Source organism: Alkalihalobacterium alkalinitrilicum, assembly GCF_002019605.1.
Classification (GTDB): Bacteria; Bacillota; Bacilli; order Bacillales; family Bacillaceae_F; genus Alkalihalobacterium; species Alkalihalobacterium alkalinitrilicum.
In genome coordinates this window covers 3,796,519-3,813,157 of record NZ_KV917368.1, presented here as the reverse complement: position 1 = coordinate 3,813,157, position 16,639 = coordinate 3,796,519, and the positions used below count along the sequence as shown (strand labels likewise).

The following is a 16,639-nucleotide window of genomic DNA, read 5'->3' as shown; positions in this document are numbered from 1 at the left end:
TCTTTTGTTCATAAGGTAAGGATAGCTCTTAATTCAGCAGACATAGCATAACCAGCTCCTGCTCCATTAAGTAAAGCTTGTATCCTCCCTTCTGGTAAGGCATTAATTTCTTGACTTGTTAGCTCTACGTAGGGGCTTGTTACAACTTCAGCCTCGTTAGAAGTTTCTTTTTCCGTTGATGAAAAGCATCCTGTTAGAGCAAAAGGAATTAACAAGGTTAACATTATTATAGTTCTATTCATATTCTACTCCTCTACTAATCTTTTCTTGGGGTTATGCTTGGATAAGTAATTCCAGGGCAAGAATAACTTCTTTATGCCTATTTTCAAGTATATTAGCTAATATACTATTAAACTTTTCTATTCGAGAGGTTTCCAAGCGTTGCGCATATTTTTTGTCCCTTTTCAGTTAATCTCAGTATTTTCATTCGCTGGTCTTTTGGACTTATTTTACGTTTTAACCAATCTTTCTTCTCCAACTGTTGAACTAAACGACTTACTGTACTTTTTTCTAAATTTAGTATCTGCGTTAAATCTGATTGTGTAACTTCCTGATTTAACTGAATTTCCATTATTGTATGTGCTTCAGATATTGAAATCGACTGACCACAAGGAGTTTGTATTTAAGTTGCTTTGCATTGGATAAGATAGAAGCTAATTTTCATACAAGCGGTTTTAGCTGCATCTGGAGTAAATCTTCCAATACCTCTGTTGACATACACATTCAATCCCCTCTCTCTTTGTCTATCCTCTAAAATTTCTATATAATGTCCAAAGGCATTTTTCTAGTCGGTTGCGGAAATACTTCATCAAGTCTATTTAAATCCTCTTTTGTTAATTCAATTATAGTAGCTTTTGCATTTGCTAGTACATGTTCTTCTTGAACAGCTTTTGGAATAGCTAGACAATTGTTAGAACGGATTGTCCAAGCGAGAGCAATTTGTAAGGGTTGTACAGCGTATTTTTCTGCAATCTCTTTAATGGTTGGATCCGTTAACAATTGTCTTCTTAATGAACCTCCTTGAGCTAGCGGGCTATATGCCATAATAGGCATGTGATGTTCTCGCTGCCATGGTAAGAGATCATAATCTATACCCCTTGAACCAAGATGATATAACACTTGATTAGTCATACAATTTTTTCCGCCAGTGGTGTTCCATAACTCTTTCATATCATCGGTATCAAAATTGGAGACTCCCCACCTTACTATTTTTTCTTCCTTGCGTAGCTTTTCCATTCCTTCAATGGTTTCTGCTAATGGCACACGTCCTCGCCAGTGTAAAAGGTACAAATCAAGATGATCGGTTCCCAGCCTTTTTAGACTGTTTTCACACGCTTTGGCAATCATATCTAATCCTGCATGATGAGGATACACCTTTGATACTAAAAAGACGTCATCTCTACGTCCTTTAATTGCTTCACCTACTAAGCGTTCAGAATCGCCATCACCATACATTTCCGCCGTATCTATTAGTTTCATGCCTAATTCTATTCCGAGTTGTAAAGCTTTGATTTCCCTTTCTCTCATTTGAGGATTTTCTCCCATGTACCAAGTTCCTTGTCCTATTCTTGGTAGAGAAGTTCCATCAGGCAATGTAACTACACGACTTTCAAGGGAATTTTTTATTTTTGTTACTTTATTTTCGTCCTGTACACTCATTAAAAATCAACACTTCCTTTTGTATTTTTTTATGTACCTAATGAACAAAAAAGGCGCCAATACTCTTTTGTAGTATTGCCACCAGTAAATCACTCTATTCTTACCTTATTTCTATTTTAGTTAGAACTGCTGCTTGGTAGGGTGGTAAGTTTCGGTTCAACATCCATTTAGGCCATTATACTAAGTGAGCTCCACCACCAATAAGAACAGCCGTCCCAGTAGTAAAACCATTTTTAGCAAGGTATACATAGGTTTCAGCTATGTCCGGCTTTGCAATCCGTCCAACGGGGAGCTGTTGTGCAATGCCGTTGAACTACTCGTTTACCATTAATGACATAGTAAAACCCTTCCTTCTTAAAACCTTTTTTGTATTGATCATTCATTGTAAAATTTATTTCTAAAACGATACTATTCAGTACCTATTATTCAGCTAATAATTTTAAGGATTCACGATTAAAGGCAGGAATGTCATCCGGAACACGGCTTGTTACAATATTATTGCTTACCACAACTTCTTCATCTTTGTAGTTAGCACCTGCATTTTTGAGATCGTTCCTTATTGATTTGAAACCTGTTATGTCGACGCCTTTTAATAGGTCTGTATCAATTAATACTTGTGGACCATGGCAAATGGCAAAAACAGGTTTACCTTCTTGTATAAATGCTTTTGCGAATTCACCAAAACGGTCATCTTCACGTAATAAATCAGGAGAGAAGCCGCCAGGGATTAGTAAAGCATTAAAGTCTTGAGGATTAACTTCCCCGATTCCTTTATCTATTTTTACTGTTTCACCTTTTTTACCAGTAATATCTTTTCCAGCCTGTATGTCGATTGTGATCACTTGATGACCGGCATCTTTAAATGCCTGTGCTGGTTCTGTGAATTCTACATCTTCAAATAAGTCTGTTATTAGTGTAGCGATTTTTTTGCTCATCATGATAAGCCCCCTTGAATTTGTAAAAGCATCGTTGGTATTATTCTCATTTATCACAATAAATACAAGTAATCTACCGTGTTTAGTATATGTTACTGCTAGATATATGAGGATATAAAAACATTTAGTATCGCTCTGTCACGTGTTTAATGATGGTGATGCCCTTTGGAAGAATTCGTGATGTCAAATCCTGCTTGCGGCACATAGAAATACTTGATCCAAACCCCATCTAAAAACGGTTCCCTTTTATCAAGTAAAACATCAATGCCTTTGTCTGTTTTCACAATTTCATCATGGTCCGTGGGCGTATCAAGTTTTACATCATAATGGGCATGGTCCCCATGCTCTAGTGTAACGTACACACGAACCATTTTCCCTTCAGCCTCTTCACTTTCTAACATTTGTTTCAGCACTTTAGCAGCATTTCGGTTAATTTTACAGTTCATATCATTATCTCCTATTCTAACAACTTTTTTCTTTTTAATTAAGGAATCCTGTAAACAACCTTATAACCTGATCTACGGTTTTATCCATATTCAATGTCTTAAAAAATCATCAAAGAAGATTTCCTTGCTGATGTCCTCCTTTTCACCTTCTGCTTTTTGTAATTTCTGCCAGAAGATCGTATGAATGCAGGCGAGCTTTGTGGTCGTAAACTTGGGCAATGGCCATGATTTCATCAGCCTGGCTCTCCTCCAAAAATGTATGCAGCTTGTCCTTTATCGTCTGCTGGCTGCCAACAATCGATGTGCCTAATTGCTGCTCGAGAGCCTTTAATTGGTAGCTGCTGGCCACTTCGGATATGTCATCTACCGGTGGTTGAAGCTGTGTAAGGTTTCCGCTCATCAGATTCAAAAATTGCTGCTGCAGGGTTGTGAAAAGGAGTTTTGCCTCTTTATCCGTTTCTGCTGCAATGATATTCAATGCCACCATCGCATACGGATTATCGAGAACATTCGAAGGCTTAAACGCCTTGCGATAGATCTGTAGAGCACCCAGAGTGTTAAGTGGCGAGAAATGGGCGGCAAATGCGAATGGCAAACCCAGTTCTCCGGCCAGCTGCGCACTGAAGCCGCTTGAACCCAGCAGCCAGATTGGAATATTCAAACCTTCACCTGGAATCGCTTTTATTAGGTTTCCTTGTGCCAAGGATGGATCAAAGTAACCGCGGAGTTCCGCTAATTGCTCAGGAAAGTCATCTCCGGTACTTCCCAAGTCGCGTCTCAATGCACGAGCAGTCCCCTGATCTGTACCGGGTGCCCGCCCCAGACCAAGGTCAATTCGCCCAGGATATAAGGATTCAAGAGTGCCAAACTGCTCAGCGATGACGAGCGGAGCGTGATTCGGCAGCATGATTCCTCCTGAACCAATCCGGATTTTTGATGTACCGGCTGCCACATGGGACATCACCACCGAAGTGGCGGAACTGGCGATGAACGGCATATTATGATGTTCAGCAAGCCAAAAACGGTTGTAACCAAGTTTTTCAGCATGCTGTGCGAGTTCCAATGTGTGGCGGAAAGAATCTGCAGGAGTACTTCTGGCTGTTATCGGTGCAAGATCCAGCACTGAGAATGGAATTTCGTTTAGTTTAATTGCATGTTTAGACATAAGTTCATCTTCTTCCCTTATCCAATTTTATTAAAAACTAATCTCCTACTGGAATTTCATGAGTCGGAAAGTAAGGCAACACAAACTCTCCAAGCTCCTGTATGACTTCCTCGGGAGGGCGCTTTGAAAAATACAAAACAAAAGCCAGGTGATTGACACCAATGGATTGAAATTGATATAAAATTTCTAATAACTGTTTGCGTCCTACACGAAATCCTAAAGGAATCGGAACAGGTAACGCATCGGGATTTTCCGATAAATCAATAAATAAAGTCTGAGTGAAAGGTTTAAACACTCCTGGGGCGTGAATTTCCGACAACTCGCGATACTCGTTAATCAATTGAGTTTGTTGTGGGATAGCCCTCGGGTAATGGATCCAGCCGTCCCCATTCTGGGCGATCCATTCAATCGATTGATTGCTGAATCCTGTCACCATGGTCGGAATCGAGGAAAAAGGCTTGGGGATCATTCTCATATCCGTTCCATCGATGACGCCTAAATCGCTGTTGATTGTCGGACTGTCCTCCTTTAATAGCCGTTCAAGGAATGCATAATTCTTTTTAAACAGCCTTCCACTTTCGAGCTTGGATATTCCCAAAGCTGTGAAATCTTTATCGCGGTCTCCTGAAGCCACTCCCATGATCAGCCGTTCGGGAAACAACTGGTCAATAGATGATGCTTCCTTTGCAACTCTGACAGGGTGGCGCAGAGGGAGGACCACACTAGCCGTCCCAAGTGCAATATCCTTGGTATGGGCCGCAAGATAGGTTAAATAAATCCATACATCAAACATTTGACCATTATCATCAATATTCAAATTCTGAATCGTAACGTCCCGAAGCCACAATGCCGCGAAACCAAGCGTCATTTTATCCTTTGGTACAACCTGTTATATGCTCGATGCTGTAATAAACTCACTTCAATTCTCCTTATATTTTTGTACCAATGTATTTTTCGAACTTTTTAATCGTCTCCTCATTACGGCGATAATATGTCCATTGTCCGATTCGCTTTATTTCAACAAGTCCGCTTTGCAGCAAAATCGATAAATACTGTGAAGTAGTGGATTGCGAAATCCCCGCCTTGCTTCGGATATCCCCTACGCAAACCCCGCCTTCAAATCCTTCATCAGCAATAATATGGGCTTGCGGTGAAAAATGACTGTCGGGATCTTTTAACATTTGAAGAATGCTCACCCTCGTCTGGTTCGACAATGCCTTAAAAATTTCAACGGCTTGTTCATCATTTAAGCGTTCCGATTCCTGCTTCAATGTCATTTGCCTCTTTCTATATCAATTATCACTATCCCAATGGAAGCTGGATAGATGATCTGAAAGCATCATGCCAAATCGGTAATTCCCGATATTAATAGATTAGCCATCTGGTCCTTCCAAATCAAATGATTTGTTTCGAAGGAGATACGGCTAAATGCTTCCATCTTAAAAAAGACCACTAAAAAACCTGCAAATAACAGGTTTTTTCGACGGTTCCGCCACTCCATCTTTGAACTTATTCCATTATTTTTAGCTTATACACTTCTCTATTTGATACAAGGTATCGGTCTTGTTTAATATTCCATCTTCGTACAGACCTATTGCCGTATCTTCTTTAACAGCTGATTTTTTCAAATGACATCTCTCCTTTAGCAAAATAAAAAGACGATGCCCCTACTCAAGATTTTCATTATATAAAAATGGTACGGCCGTTCCAAGATAAGGAATACCAAAAATATCCCTGTTAAAAAACTCTGAGACCTTTTGCTTCGTCACCATTGCTTTATGGGCAATCGTTCCTTTATAGGATCTCCGGCGCTAATTTTCAAATCAATTCGTTTACTTGGCCGATAGTAGATATATTCTTTTGTATCCGAAAATAATTCACCAATGACGTCCAGCAGTGAACTTAAGGTTATATCTTCCATACTATTAACACCTCATTCACATATTAACACTAAATTTCACTGATGCTTAGAAACTATAGGCTAATAGTAATTATTTTAAGCCATTACTAATAACGGGTATACTAATAAGGAAAGGATGTGGTTCATCATGAATACAATGAAGGCGGTAGGATTAACTCGTTACCTTCCAATTGACAATCCCCAAAGCCTGGTGGACGTAGTTGTAGAAAAACCAAAAGCAACGGGTCGTGACATTTTGGTCAAAGTTGCGGCCATATCGGTCAATCCTGTTGATACAAAGGTACGAGCTCCTAAGGAAAGAGTTGAGGAAGTTCCTAAAATTCTAGGTTGGGATGTAGCAGGAGTCGTCGAAGAGACAGGGCCGGACTGTTCATTGTTTCGTCCGGGAGATGAAGTTTTTTATGCTGGCAGTATTGCACGACAAGGCGGAAACAGTGAATACCATCTGGTCGATGAACGAATCGTTGGGCGCAAACCTGGTTCCTTAAGTTTTGTGGAAGCCGCAGCTCTTCCCCTAACCTCAATTACAGCTTGGGAAGCGTTATTTACCCGAATGTCTATTTCCCAAGATCCAGGCCCTAACAAAGGAAAGGCTCTGCTGATCATTGGTGCAGCCGGGGGTGTAGGTTCCATTGCCACTCAGCTTGCAAAACAAGCGGGGCTTACTGTAATCGGGACTGCTTCCAGATCGGAAACTGTTAGCTGGGTTAAATCAATGGGAGCGGACTATACCATTAATCACCATGACCCGCTCCTTCCACAACTTCAAGCAATTGGATTTACAAACGTTCCGTACATTTTTTGCCTGAATGCTTTGGAAAAACACTGGGCCGGTATTAGCGAAGCTATTTCTCCGCAAGGAGTTGTGTGCGCAATTGATGATCCAGCCTCTCCGCTGGACCTCAAATTGCTTAAGCAAAAAAGCGTCACCTTCGTGTGGGAGTTTATGTTTACTCGCCCTGTTTACGAGACAGATGATATGATTGAGCAGCATCTATTGCTTAATCGTATTGCTGATGCTGTGGACCATCAAAAATTAAAGACAACACTGGCCGAAGTCCTTGGACCGATCTCAGCAGAAAATCTCCGTCAAGCCCACAAATTTTTGGAGAGCAATAGGACGATTGGTAAAATTGTACTAGAAGGTTTTGTTTAAAAACCTGTTTGCAGAGAATATAAAAAACAATGAGATTTCCCGATAAATCAGTGATTCGATAATTGCAATTGGATATAAATATAAAGCCGACTGCTGATCGCAGCCGGCTTTAATTACACAAAGAAACTTTCTTTTACTTATGATACGGTTCACCGTGGTTATTTAAGAGGCAAAAACGGCATTGGTAAAATCAACTTACCTATGCTGTTTTCTTTGCTTTTTGGTTTATATTTTAGTTTTTTCGGTAAAAATATAAAGTATACTTTAAAATTTTACTAAATAAGTATAAAATATAATTAAGTTTGTTGAAGGGGTGATTTTGGTGTCCTTTATATCTCAAGAAAAAATATTAAAAGTTTTATTAGGTTTCAACCCTTGGTGGAATAGCGGACAAATTCCTCGTGACTTTATAAAACCTGTCAAACGATTAGCATTTTATGAAGCGAAAAAGTATTTTTATCATACAGAAATCAGACGTGAAGTCATCTTGTCTGGACCAAGGCGTGTAGGAAAAACCACGATTATGTACCAAATGATTGGTGATATACTTGAACATTCTTCACCTAAACAAATTTTGTATATTTCATTTGATCATCCTATGCTTAAATTATGTGAGATTGGCGATATTCTTGAAGTGTTTGAGAATAATATTTCTCAGGGATCAGAAGATTTATTTTTATTTTTTGATGAAATACAGTACGCCACAGATTGGGATACATGGCTAAAAACATTATACGATCAGCACCCTTCTTATAAAATAATGGCGACAGGTTCAGCAAGTCCTATACTCGTTTCAAAAATGAGTGAAAGCGGTGTTGGAAGGTGGACACAGATTAAAATACCAACGCTCTCCTTTTATGAATATATAGAATTGATTGGTGCAACTCAACCAAAACTACCACAAAATATTAAACCAACTCAATTAAGTCAATTATCTGAAATTGATTTAACTGCTATAATGCTTGCCTTACAGCCATTGCAGAAACACTTTCACCAATATCTCTTAATTGGTGGTTTTCCAGAAGTAGCAAAGACACATGATATTCCATTCGCTCAAAAAATCATTCGAGAAGATGTAGTCGATAAAGTCATCAAGCGTGATATTGTCTCTTTATTTAATATACGTAATGTATCTGAATTCGAGAAGATTTTCTTGTATTTGTGTATGACAAGTGGAAATATTGTTGTTATGGAAACCATTGCCAAAGAAATTGGCGTTTCTAGACCAACCATTAGTAATTACTTAGAGCTTCTTGAACACGCCAACTTAATTTATATGAGTAAACCTTTTGAACTAAAAGGGAAGAAAATTTTAAAATCGAAACCAAAAATCTATTTGGCTGATCCTGCTATTCGAAACGCTGTTCTCATGTTGGGAGAGGAAGTTTTAACCGATCCATTAGAAATGGGAACCATTATTGAAACTGCTGTATACAAACATATCCATACATTCTTTTACGACCAACACCCTACTATCGGCTATTTTCGAGATGCAAAAACCCAAAAGGAAATTGACATTATTGTATCTTTCCCGTTTGGTAGAACGATTATTGAAGTGAAATACAGACAAAACTCTACTATTTCTAAAAATGAAGCGATTGTAGAATGGGCAAATGACAAACAAACGAAAGGGGCAATCATTGTTACCCGTAACGACGATGATTATGGAATGACAAAGCACGAGACAAGTACAAAAATTATCCGTATCCCCGCCTTTGCTTTCCTATACTTATTAGGTCATGCAGAAAAAGAAGGGTATGAACAATTACAAGTAAATACAAATTAAAACAAAGGAGAAACCGAATAGTTCCTTGTTATACAGAAAGTAATATCTCAAAACTTTATTTATCAATCTCTCTCTTTACCCTCAAGGATGTTCCATAACGTCACAAACATCATTTTCTAAAAAATGAATTTCTTCTTATTATCATGCGCTAATTATATTTTAAGTCCAACCACAACCTATTTGTGATAAGGTTCACCGTGGTTATTTAAGAGGCAAAAAAGTGAGCATTGAGACCAGTTATACTGAATGCTTTTCTATATTCACATTCAAAATATGTTTCTCCTTAAATAACTTAGCTGTTTCCAAACCTCCCCTAACTCCTACTTCAAATATAAGCTCTGGGTGTAACTTTTTATTCTCAATAAATGCCATGATTTGATAATTGCTTACTCTTCTAGGGGATCCATACATATATAATTTTAAAATCAAGATACTATATAGAGTGTCTTAACATAATCCGAAAATTAACAAGGAGGGATTTTCATTGTCCAAATTTTCATTAGGAGACAAGATACCAGACTTTACTCTACCTTCTGTTTCTGGTGATGAATTATCTTTTGAATCGCATCAAAAAGAGCATCCAAATTGGCATCTAATTATTTTCTTTAGAGGTGCATGGTGTCCTGTTTGTGTTCAAGACTTAAAAGATTTAGAAGAAAATAAAGGATTTTTTAAAAGCAAGAATGTTCACCTAGTCACTATTTCTACAGATACACTTGGTAACCTAAAAAAAATGGTAGAAGAACATCAGTTATCTTTTCCAGTTTTATCTGATGAGGATCTAGAAGCACTAAAGTTATTTGACGTATTTTATCATAGTGATGATGCACCATATGAAGACCATGGAGCGCATGGTGAACCTGCTTACTTCTTAGTTGATGAAAAAGGAAATTTGCTTTATCAACAAAAACAAACAAGTCCATTTGGACGACCTACATCAACTGAATTAAGAAAAATCGTACAGTACATTGGAAAAAATTTGAAATAGTAACAATTACCGAAGAGCAGACAAAATCAGTATCTGCTCTTTCATATGTTTGTTTACCATCGATTCATAGTAACCCCCCCCTTTAAATCTTGCAAAGTATTATGAAGTGAAATATCGCTATAAAGCCTAATTCGGTCTTATATACGCCTAATTTTCCGTTATTTAACAACGTTCTCAGTTACAATTTCAAAATAAAATCCACTAATGTTTTGTAAACTACCTTACAGAATTAACTTTCTTATACATGTACCTATACAAATTTAAAAAAGATATCATAGAAAGCTATAGGGTGAATTTATATGAGTGGATTTCATGGTGGTGGCTTTGCCATAATCGTAGTTTTATTCATTTTGCTTATCATTGTCGGTGTAAGTGCATTTGGACACTAAGGGGTTACAAGTGAACTGTCTATTTTCCATAGACGGTTTCGCTTTAAATAACAACAATATAACGATTATTCTGTTTTGTAATCGAGATTACATAAATATTATCACCACTCCTGTAAGATAAAGGTACTACAATATTATGATGCAAATGTTGAGTATGATAGCTGAGATTGCAGAGATGATGGGAATGGGCAAACCATACTAACTCTTTAGCACCTCAACAATTAATAAACCTCGGAACTCACATTTTCTTTTCTATCCTTGTAGCATTGGTATTTAAGCTCCCCTCAAAGCTTAATATACCTGTATCCGAAAATTTGAATTAATAAAGGAGAAGTTTATATGCTTATATTAATTGATTCAGAACAAAAATTTAACGAAGTAATTAATAGTGAAAATCCTGTAGTTGTAAAATTTTTTGCTAGTTGGTGTCCAGATTGTAAAAGAATGGAGGCTTTTTTACCTTCTGTTTTGGAGGAATTTGATAATATTCCTTTTTATGAAATAGATAAAGATTCTTTTCCAAATGTTTCAGAAAAAAATGAAGTAATGGGGATACCTAGTTTACTGGTCTTTAAAAACGGTGAAAAACTTGGTCACTTGCATAGTGCAAATGCTAAAACACCTGATCAAGTAAATGAATTCCTTTCAAAATACTTCTCATAAAACCGTAATGGAGTCTCCTTTTAAAGAGGCTCCTTTTCAATTTAACCTTATTTTAACGGAGTGATTTTAATGAGTGAATTAATACTCATTGGGGGTGGTCATGCACATCTCGCTATTCTTCGTGCATTACGAAAAGAAACTATTCCTGATGAAATTATACTTATTTCACCTAATAAATATCAGTACTACTCGGGTATATTTTCAGGTTTTACAGAAGGTAATTTGTGATATAGATGACATTCGTATTAATATTGAAGAACTATGCCCAGCGGCTTCTGTACAGTTTATTAAGGATACTATTATTGAATTGGATCCTGTCAGTAAAAAAGTAAAAGTTACATCAGGTCAATCTCATCCTGCTGCATGGAATATAAAGCACTATATTGATAAACGTTTTATGAATTCACATAAACAATAAAAAAGCAATGCGAACCCAAAATGGTCGCATTGCTTTTTTACTGTTTATTATTCCTTTACCCAATTAGGTACAAGCTCTATTCCAGCTGCCTCAAATGTAGTAAATACCGGGCAACGCTTATCAGTTTTAGATTGTAATTCATTTACACGTTCTTGGGACTCTGATGTTTTGACTTTCGCATTAATCGTTACTTTTTCAAAGTATGGTTTAACTCCCTCTTCACCCATTAATCCACGAAGGTCAAGTAACCCTTTTATATCGAACTCAATCCCCTGTAAATCAAAACTCATTTCTTTAGCTACCATGTTTGCAATAACATTTTCACAACCAGCAAGAGAAGATAGTAGTATTGTTAATGGATCAGCCCCTGTATCATTTCCTCCCATATCTGCTGGCTCATCTATTGTAATTGTATGTTTTCCTGCATTTATCACAGTTTGCATCCCTTTGGACTCTGATGTAATCTGTACTTTTGTTTTAGTTGCCATTTAATATTCCTCCTTAAGTTATTTGGTACATTATTTATTATAAATCTGATACGAAAAATCTTCTGTAAGCTCGATTACATTTACTATTTTTATATTTCATTTTTTAATTCTTTTATATAATCCCGGGAATTAAGTTTTCCTTTACGAAGATAAATCAGGCTTGATAAAACGAAAAAAGATATACCAAACAGTATTTGTATTGATAGAACCAAAGATTTTCAAGGTGAATAATAGTTGGTAATAATGCTATAGCAGCTGCAGAAGGAAATTCTAGCTTAATGATCATAAAGACTAAATGAATAGATAGAGTAATAACCCCTGCTACACCCCATAGTGGAACGTTGAATAAATGATATAGAATAACTACGCAAATAACACCCCAAATACTAGACAAAAACATCAATGATATTAATCGTATTGGTTTTTTTCTTAATAATGACTTGTTTTTTGTGAGTTCATATAGTGTTACTATTAGGGGAGGAGCCATCATATAAATCCAACCAACCTTTTGTGATAGAAAAGATATGAAAATTAGCATAATACCCATATAAATCCAATGGTGAACCTCTTTCATTCGATACTTGATATAGTGTTTGTGAGTAATCACCCATGTTTCCAGCACACAAAAGAAATTCGTCCATTTCTTTTTTCTGTTGGACCATTAACCTTTGCTCCTTTTTGTATATTATCGTTTAAACTGATTGGATTCATCTTGATCCATCTTCTCCCTTTCAGAATTGTATATTTCGAATCCATTAATAATGCTCGCTCCAGAGACAAAAACAGGTGCCACTATTTCTCCAAGTAATTCTTTTAACTGTGATGCAGCTTCTTTATCTAGAAGTAGATTTTTTTCAATAAATGGTATATCTTTTTTTGTGAGATATTTTTTTGCTCTATGACATTTGATACAGCCATCAATTGTATATAAAATGAGTTTCACCTTTCATTCCTCCTACATATACTTTACAGCTTATTTTGCATTCTAACAGTAAGTTAAATTACAGTTAATTTCATTTTTAAAAGTATAATGCTCTATAAAATGGTGAAGGGATTGCTTAGAAATGGATAAATTATTATTACTTTCACAAATTAGTTTATTTGATGAACTTCCAATGGATGACCTCATGGTTATAGATGAATTAAGCGACATGAAACCAGTAAAAAAAGGAACTCTCATATTATCACCCGATCAACCAATTGAAGCTTTGTTTTTGTTAAAGGAAGGGCAAGTTCGTTTGTACCGTATGAACAATCAGGGGAAACAATTTACTGTTGATGTGCTAACTGGAGGAAATATATTTGGTGAAACCTCAACTCTCTCATTAACAGATGATCAGATTTATGCCGAAGCAATGGTAGATACCTACCTATGCATTATAGGAAAAAATGATTTTGAAAGGTTCATTGAAAAAAACCCAAAAATCGCTCTAAAATTTATAAATATTCTGTCCAATCGTTTAAAGGAAGTTTATAGTCTGAGTGAGAAAATAGCTCTTAGTGACGTCAAATATCGATTATTATATTTATTATTAAAATTAAGTGAAAAAACAGGAATAAGAAATAAAGAATGGCAAACAATTAACATGAAACTTACACATGCAGATATTGCTAATATGATTGGGTCAACTCGTGAAACAACAAGTGCCATATTAAGTCAACTTAAAAAGGATGGATTTATAAAAAAGGGAATAAAGATGTCCATTAATGCTGATAAAGTACAGCAGGTATTAGAAGAAATATAAACATCCCAACTATAATCGTTAGTTAGGATGTTTATTATCGAAACTTTGTTAGTTTTGGTATACACCATTAAATAACTTCTCTCTCCAATATAAATCTGCTGTACGCTGAACGGCTGTTACATGATTGGGATACGGATAGATCATTTGTGAGAGATCTCCAATCTTATGCTTTTGAGTGATAGCAAAGATAATGGTTTGCATCCAATCACCAGCTCCTTTTCCAACACCATGCACACCGATTATTTTCCCTTTAGAATCGTAAGCGTCAAATAGTCCCCACCTACTAAAAAGATGAGGACTATTTGACGCTTACGTTTTTATAACTCTATTTAAACCTTAACTGTTCCCTAGACTGGGTTGGGGGGACAGGAACTATGACCCGTTTACACTTTAATAGACTAAATTATTTACGAAAATAAGCAGCTTTAGGTAGTGTTAGTGCTTCTTTTTGAACTTGTGCTGATAGCTGAGGAGAATCTTCCCCCCTATTTTATTCGGCCAAGACAATTGTTCGTTCACTTGTGGAAGTTCAATTTGTTTTTGTTATTCCTATGGTGCAGCACTTTCATATTTTAAAGCGCAGACGGGTCGAATTACCTGTCCCCAAGACCCGCAGTGTAGCGATTTTTTTGCTCATCATGATAAGCCCCCTTGAATTTGTAAAAGCATCGTTGGTATTATTCTCATTTATCACAATAAATACAAGTAATCTACCGTGTTTAGTATATGTTACTGCTAGATATATGAGGATATAAAAACATTTAGTATCGCTCTGTCACGTGTTTAATGATGGTGATGCCCTTTGGAAGAATTCGTGATGTCAAATCCTGCTTGCGGCACATAGAAATACTTGATCCAAACCCCATCTAAAAACGGTTCCCTTTTATCAAGTAAAACATCAATGCCTTTGTCTGTTTTCACAATTTCATCATGGTCCGTGGGCGTATCAAGTTTTACATCATAATGGGCATGGTCCCCATGGTCCAATGTAATGTAGACACGAACCATTTTCCCTTCGGCCTCTTCACTTTCCAACATTTGTTTCAGCACTTTAGCAGCATTTCGATTAATTTTGCAGTTCATATCATTGTCTCCTATTCTAATAACTTTTATCTTTTTAATTAAGGAATCCTGTGAACAATCTCATAACCTGATCTCACGGTTTCATCCATATTCAATGCCTTAGAAAAATCATCAAGAAGGTTTCCTTGCTGATGTCCTCCTTTTTACCTTTCGCTTTTTGTAATTTCTTCCAGAAGTTCGTATGAATGCAGGCGAGCTTTGTGGTCGTAAACTTGGGCAATGGCCATGATTTCATCAGCCTGGCTTTCCTCCACAAATGTCTTCAGCTTTTCCTTCACCGTCTGCTGGCTGCCAATGATCGATGAACCTAATTGCTGCTGAAGAGCATTTATTTGGTAACTACTTGCCACTTCGCTTATGTCATCTACTGGTGGTTGAAGCGGTGTAAGGTTGCCGCTCATCAGATTCAAAAATTGCTGCTGCAGGGTTGTGAAAAGGAGTTTTGCCTCTTTATCCGTTTCTGCTGCAATGATATTCAATGCCACCATCGCATACGGATTATCGAGAACATTCGAAGGCTTAAACGCCTTGCGATAGATCTGTAGAGCACCCAGAGTGTTAAGTGGTGAGAAATGGGCGGCAAATGCGAATGGCAAACCCAGTTCTCCGGCCAGCTGCGCACTGAAGCCGCTTGAACCCAACAGCCAGATTGGAATATTCAAACCTTCACCTGGAATCGCTTTTATTAGGTTTCCTTGTGCCAAGGATGGATCAAAGTAACCGCGGAGTTCCGCTAATTGCTCAGGAAAGTCATCTCCGGTACTTCCCAAGTCGCGTCTCAATGCACGAGCAGTCCCCTGATCTGTACCGGGTGCCCGCCCCAGACCAAGGTCAATTCGCCCAGGATATAAGGATTCAAGAGTGCCAAACTGCTCAGCGATGACGAGCGGTGCGTGATTCGGCAGCATGATTCCTCCTGAACCAATCCGGATTTTTGATGTACCGGCTGCCACATGGGACATCACCACCGAAGTGGCGGAACTGGCGATGAACGGCATATTATGATGTTCAGCAAGCCAAAAACGGTTGTAACCAAGTTTTTCAGCATGCTGTGCGAGTTCCAATGTGTGGCGGAAAGAATCTGCAGGAGTACTTCTGGCTGTTATCGGTGCAAGATCCAGCACTGAGAATGGAATTTCGTTTAGTTTAATTGCATGTTTAGACATAAGTTCATCTTCTTCCCTTATCCAATTTTATTAAAAACTAATCTCCTACTGGAATTTCATGAGTCGGAAAGTAAGGCAACACAAACTCTCCAAGCTCCTGTATGACTTCCTCGGGAGGGCGCTTTGAAAAATACAAAACAAAAGCCAGGTGATTGACACCAATGGATTGAAATTGATATAAAATTTCTAATAACTGTTTGCGTCCTACACGAAATCCTAAAGGAATCGGAACAGGTAACGCATCGGGATTTTCCGATAAATCAATAAATAAAGTCTGAGTGAAAGGTTTAAACACTCCTGGGGCGTGAATTTCCGACAACTCGCGATACTCGTTAATCAATTGAGTTTGTTGTGGGATAGCCCTCGGGTAATGGATCCAGCCGTCCCCATTCTGGGCGATCCATTCAATCGATTGATTGCTGAATCCTGTCACCATGGTCGGAATCGAGGAAAAAGGCTTGGGGATCATTCTCATATCCGTTCCATCGATGACGCCTAAATCGCTGTTGATTGTCGGACTGTCCTCCTTTAATAGCCGTTCAAGGAATGCATAATTCTTTTTAAACAGCCTTCCACTTTCGAGCTTGGATATTCCCAAAGCTGTGAAATCTTTATCGCGGTCTCCTGAAGC

The 16,639-nt window shown here is 37.6% G+C and carries 24 protein-coding genes and 1 pseudogene; 7 read left to right on the top strand and 18 right to left on the bottom strand.

Translation table 11 applies throughout. The annotated features are described in order from the left end of the window. Window positions 1-8: 8 nt before the first annotated feature. The 9 genes and pseudogenes from BK574_RS18595 to BK574_RS18550 form a co-directional block, all read right to left on the bottom strand. Window positions 9-242: a hypothetical protein gene (locus tag BK574_RS18595; RefSeq protein WP_078429606.1), complete on the bottom strand. Its 234-nt coding sequence runs from the start codon at window positions 240-242 to the stop codon at window positions 9-11. Between the two features lie 107 nt (window positions 243-349). Continuing rightward, window positions 350-592, bottom strand: a complete 243-nt coding sequence (locus BK574_RS18590; RefSeq protein ID WP_274379465.1) for a MarR family winged helix-turn-helix transcriptional regulator — start codon at window positions 590-592, stop codon at window positions 350-352. A 167-nt stretch (window positions 593-759) separates the two neighbouring features. Beyond that, window positions 760-1,659: an aldo/keto reductase gene (locus tag BK574_RS18585; RefSeq protein WP_078429604.1), complete on the bottom strand. Its 900-nt coding sequence runs from the start codon at window positions 1,657-1,659 to the stop codon at window positions 760-762. A gap of 422 nt (window positions 1,660-2,081) precedes the next feature. Further along, on the bottom strand, window positions 2,082-2,594 hold the full coding sequence (locus BK574_RS18575; RefSeq protein WP_078430900.1) for a type 1 glutamine amidotransferase domain-containing protein: 513 nt from the start codon (window positions 2,592-2,594) through the stop codon (window positions 2,082-2,084). 146 nt (window positions 2,595-2,740) lie between these two features. After that, window positions 2,741-3,040 carry a heme biosynthesis protein HemY gene (locus tag BK574_RS18570; RefSeq protein WP_078429353.1) on the bottom strand — a complete coding sequence of 100 codons (300 nt, stop codon included), beginning with the start codon at window positions 3,038-3,040 and terminating at the stop codon, window positions 2,741-2,743. Between the two features lie 142 nt (window positions 3,041-3,182). Then, window positions 3,183-4,205 carry an LLM class flavin-dependent oxidoreductase gene (locus BK574_RS18565; RefSeq protein WP_078429354.1) on the bottom strand — a complete coding sequence of 341 codons (1,023 nt, stop codon included), beginning with the start codon at window positions 4,203-4,205 and terminating at the stop codon, window positions 3,183-3,185. Between the two features lie 37 nt (window positions 4,206-4,242). Next, window positions 4,243-5,022: an LLM class flavin-dependent oxidoreductase gene (locus BK574_RS18560; RefSeq protein ID WP_238458046.1), complete on the bottom strand. Its 780-nt coding sequence runs from the start codon at window positions 5,020-5,022 to the stop codon at window positions 4,243-4,245. 112 nt (window positions 5,023-5,134) lie between these two features. Beyond that, the gene (locus BK574_RS18555) at window positions 5,135-5,482 is read right to left on the bottom strand and encodes an ArsR/SmtB family transcription factor (RefSeq protein ID WP_078429603.1); all 348 of its coding nucleotides are present in this window, start codon (window positions 5,480-5,482) and stop codon (window positions 5,135-5,137) included. Window positions 5,483-5,875: 393 nt separating this feature from the next. Then, window positions 5,876-6,126, bottom strand: a pseudogene (locus BK574_RS18550) (LytTR family transcriptional regulator); the annotation flags it as partial. A gap of 127 nt (window positions 6,127-6,253) precedes the next feature. Here BK574_RS18550 and BK574_RS18545 point away from each other — a divergent pair. Together BK574_RS18545 and BK574_RS18540 are read left to right on the top strand one after the other, a co-directional pair. Beyond that, window positions 6,254-7,282, top strand: a complete 1,029-nt coding sequence (locus BK574_RS18545; protein WP_169917355.1) for a zinc-binding alcohol dehydrogenase family protein — start codon at window positions 6,254-6,256, stop codon at window positions 7,280-7,282. A 322-nt stretch (window positions 7,283-7,604) separates the two neighbouring features. Then, entirely contained in the window at window positions 7,605-9,068 is a 1,464-nt protein-coding gene (locus tag BK574_RS18540; protein ID WP_078429601.1) for an ATP-binding protein, read from the top strand. Window positions 9,069-9,305: 237 nt separating this feature from the next. Here BK574_RS18540 and BK574_RS28875 read toward each other — a convergent pair whose 3' ends face one another. After that, complete coding sequence (locus BK574_RS28875) at window positions 9,306-9,440, bottom strand: hypothetical protein (protein WP_274379434.1); 135 nt, start codon at window positions 9,438-9,440, stop codon at window positions 9,306-9,308. Window positions 9,441-9,552: 112 nt separating this feature from the next. Here BK574_RS28875 and BK574_RS18535 point away from each other — a divergent pair, with 112 nt between their 5' ends. The 4 genes from BK574_RS18535 to BK574_RS27635 all read left to right on the top strand — a co-directional run bounded on the left by BK574_RS18535 (window position 9,553) and on the right by BK574_RS27635 (window position 11,336). Beyond that, window positions 9,553-10,056, top strand: coding sequence for a peroxiredoxin family protein (locus BK574_RS18535; RefSeq protein ID WP_078429600.1), 504 nt, complete (start codon window positions 9,553-9,555; stop codon window positions 10,054-10,056). Window positions 10,057-10,355: 299 nt separating this feature from the next. Next, entirely contained in the window at window positions 10,356-10,445 is a 90-nt protein-coding gene (locus tag BK574_RS18530) for a YjcZ family sporulation protein (protein ID WP_078429599.1), read from the top strand. 339 nt (window positions 10,446-10,784) lie between these two features. After that, window positions 10,785-11,108, top strand: coding sequence for a thioredoxin family protein (locus tag BK574_RS18525; RefSeq protein WP_078429598.1), 324 nt, complete (start codon window positions 10,785-10,787; stop codon window positions 11,106-11,108). 69 nt (window positions 11,109-11,177) lie between these two features. Then, a complete protein-coding gene (locus BK574_RS27635) occupies window positions 11,178-11,336 on the top strand; it encodes a hypothetical protein (RefSeq protein WP_158211691.1) in 159 nt (52 codons plus the stop codon). A 237-nt stretch (window positions 11,337-11,573) separates the two neighbouring features. Here the strand turns inward: BK574_RS27635 and BK574_RS18515 are convergent, their stop codons facing one another. The 4 genes from BK574_RS18515 to BK574_RS18505 form a co-directional block, all read right to left on the bottom strand. After that, window positions 11,574-12,014, bottom strand: coding sequence for an OsmC family protein (locus BK574_RS18515; protein ID WP_078429596.1), 441 nt, complete (start codon window positions 12,012-12,014; stop codon window positions 11,574-11,576). Window positions 12,015-12,168: 154 nt separating this feature from the next. After that, window positions 12,169-12,408, bottom strand: coding sequence for a hypothetical protein (locus BK574_RS27630; protein WP_158211690.1), 240 nt, complete (start codon window positions 12,406-12,408; stop codon window positions 12,169-12,171). 61 nt (window positions 12,409-12,469) lie between these two features. Continuing rightward, a complete protein-coding gene (locus tag BK574_RS27070; RefSeq protein WP_142247992.1) occupies window positions 12,470-12,676 on the bottom strand; it encodes a hypothetical protein in 207 nt (68 codons plus the stop codon). Between the two features lie 23 nt (window positions 12,677-12,699). Beyond that, window positions 12,700-12,957, bottom strand: a complete 258-nt coding sequence (locus tag BK574_RS18505) for a glutaredoxin family protein (RefSeq protein ID WP_078429594.1) — start codon at window positions 12,955-12,957, stop codon at window positions 12,700-12,702. Window positions 12,958-13,078: 121 nt separating this feature from the next. On the opposite strand from BK574_RS18505, the gene BK574_RS18500 reads away from it, so the two are divergent. After that, window positions 13,079-13,759, top strand: coding sequence for a Crp/Fnr family transcriptional regulator (locus BK574_RS18500; protein WP_078429593.1), 681 nt, complete (start codon window positions 13,079-13,081; stop codon window positions 13,757-13,759). A gap of 48 nt (window positions 13,760-13,807) precedes the next feature. Here the strand turns inward: BK574_RS18500 and BK574_RS18495 are convergent, their stop codons facing one another. From BK574_RS18495 to BK574_RS18480, 4 genes are all read right to left on the bottom strand, one after another. After that, complete coding sequence (locus BK574_RS18495) at window positions 13,808-13,993, bottom strand: hypothetical protein (protein ID WP_238458045.1); 186 nt, start codon at window positions 13,991-13,993, stop codon at window positions 13,808-13,810. Between the two features lie 549 nt (window positions 13,994-14,542). Continuing rightward, window positions 14,543-14,842: a heme biosynthesis protein HemY gene (locus BK574_RS18490; RefSeq protein ID WP_078429591.1), complete on the bottom strand. Its 300-nt coding sequence runs from the start codon at window positions 14,840-14,842 to the stop codon at window positions 14,543-14,545. A gap of 143 nt (window positions 14,843-14,985) precedes the next feature. Further along, on the bottom strand, window positions 14,986-16,008 hold the full coding sequence (locus BK574_RS18485; RefSeq protein WP_078429590.1) for an LLM class flavin-dependent oxidoreductase: 1,023 nt from the start codon (window positions 16,006-16,008) through the stop codon (window positions 14,986-14,988). A 37-nt stretch (window positions 16,009-16,045) separates the two neighbouring features. Continuing rightward, window positions 16,046-16,639, bottom strand: a 594-nt coding sequence (locus tag BK574_RS18480) for an LLM class oxidoreductase (RefSeq protein ID WP_142248080.1), incomplete at its 5' end; no start/stop codon positions are given.

What these genes read in the sequence shown, in the direction of transcription:
- BK574_RS18585 (WP_078429604.1), bottom strand. Translation starts at nt 1,659, where the DNA reads ATGAGTGTACAGGACGAAAATAAAGTAACAAAAATAAAAAATTCCCTT.
- BK574_RS18595 (WP_078429606.1), bottom strand. Translation starts at nt 242, where the DNA reads ATGAATAGAACTATAATAATGTTAACCTTGTTAATTCCTTTTGCTCTA.
- BK574_RS18570 (WP_078429353.1), bottom strand. Translation starts at nt 3,040, where the DNA reads ATGAACTGTAAAATTAACCGAAATGCTGCTAAAGTGCTGAAACAAATG.
- BK574_RS18545 (WP_169917355.1), top strand. Translation starts at nt 6,254, where the DNA reads ATGAATACAATGAAGGCGGTAGGATTAACTCGTTACCTTCCAATTGAC.
- BK574_RS18515 (WP_078429596.1), bottom strand. Translation starts at nt 12,014, where the DNA reads ATGGCAACTAAAACAAAAGTACAGATTACATCAGAGTCCAAAGGGATG.
- BK574_RS27635 (WP_158211691.1), top strand. Translation starts at nt 11,178, where the DNA reads ATGAGTGAATTAATACTCATTGGGGGTGGTCATGCACATCTCGCTATT.
- BK574_RS18530 (WP_078429599.1), top strand. Translation starts at nt 10,356, where the DNA reads ATGAGTGGATTTCATGGTGGTGGCTTTGCCATAATCGTAGTTTTATTC.
- BK574_RS18555 (WP_078429603.1), bottom strand. Translation starts at nt 5,482, where the DNA reads ATGACATTGAAGCAGGAATCGGAACGCTTAAATGATGAACAAGCCGTT.
- BK574_RS18500 (WP_078429593.1), top strand. Translation starts at nt 13,079, where the DNA reads ATGGATAAATTATTATTACTTTCACAAATTAGTTTATTTGATGAACTT.
- BK574_RS18490 (WP_078429591.1), bottom strand. Translation starts at nt 14,842, where the DNA reads ATGAACTGCAAAATTAATCGAAATGCTGCTAAAGTGCTGAAACAAATG.
- BK574_RS27070 (WP_142247992.1), bottom strand. Translation starts at nt 12,676, where the DNA reads ATGGTCCAACAGAAAAAAGAAATGGACGAATTTCTTTTGTGTGCTGGA.
- BK574_RS18525 (WP_078429598.1), top strand. Translation starts at nt 10,785, where the DNA reads ATGCTTATATTAATTGATTCAGAACAAAAATTTAACGAAGTAATTAAT.
- BK574_RS28875 (WP_274379434.1), bottom strand. Translation starts at nt 9,440, where the DNA reads ATGGCATTTATTGAGAATAAAAAGTTACACCCAGAGCTTATATTTGAA.
- BK574_RS18575 (WP_078430900.1), bottom strand. Translation starts at nt 2,594, where the DNA reads ATGAGCAAAAAAATCGCTACACTAATAACAGACTTATTTGAAGATGTA.
- BK574_RS18565 (WP_078429354.1), bottom strand. Translation starts at nt 4,205, where the DNA reads ATGTCTAAACATGCAATTAAACTAAACGAAATTCCATTCTCAGTGCTG.
- BK574_RS18485 (WP_078429590.1), bottom strand. Translation starts at nt 16,008, where the DNA reads ATGTCTAAACATGCAATTAAACTAAACGAAATTCCATTCTCAGTGCTG.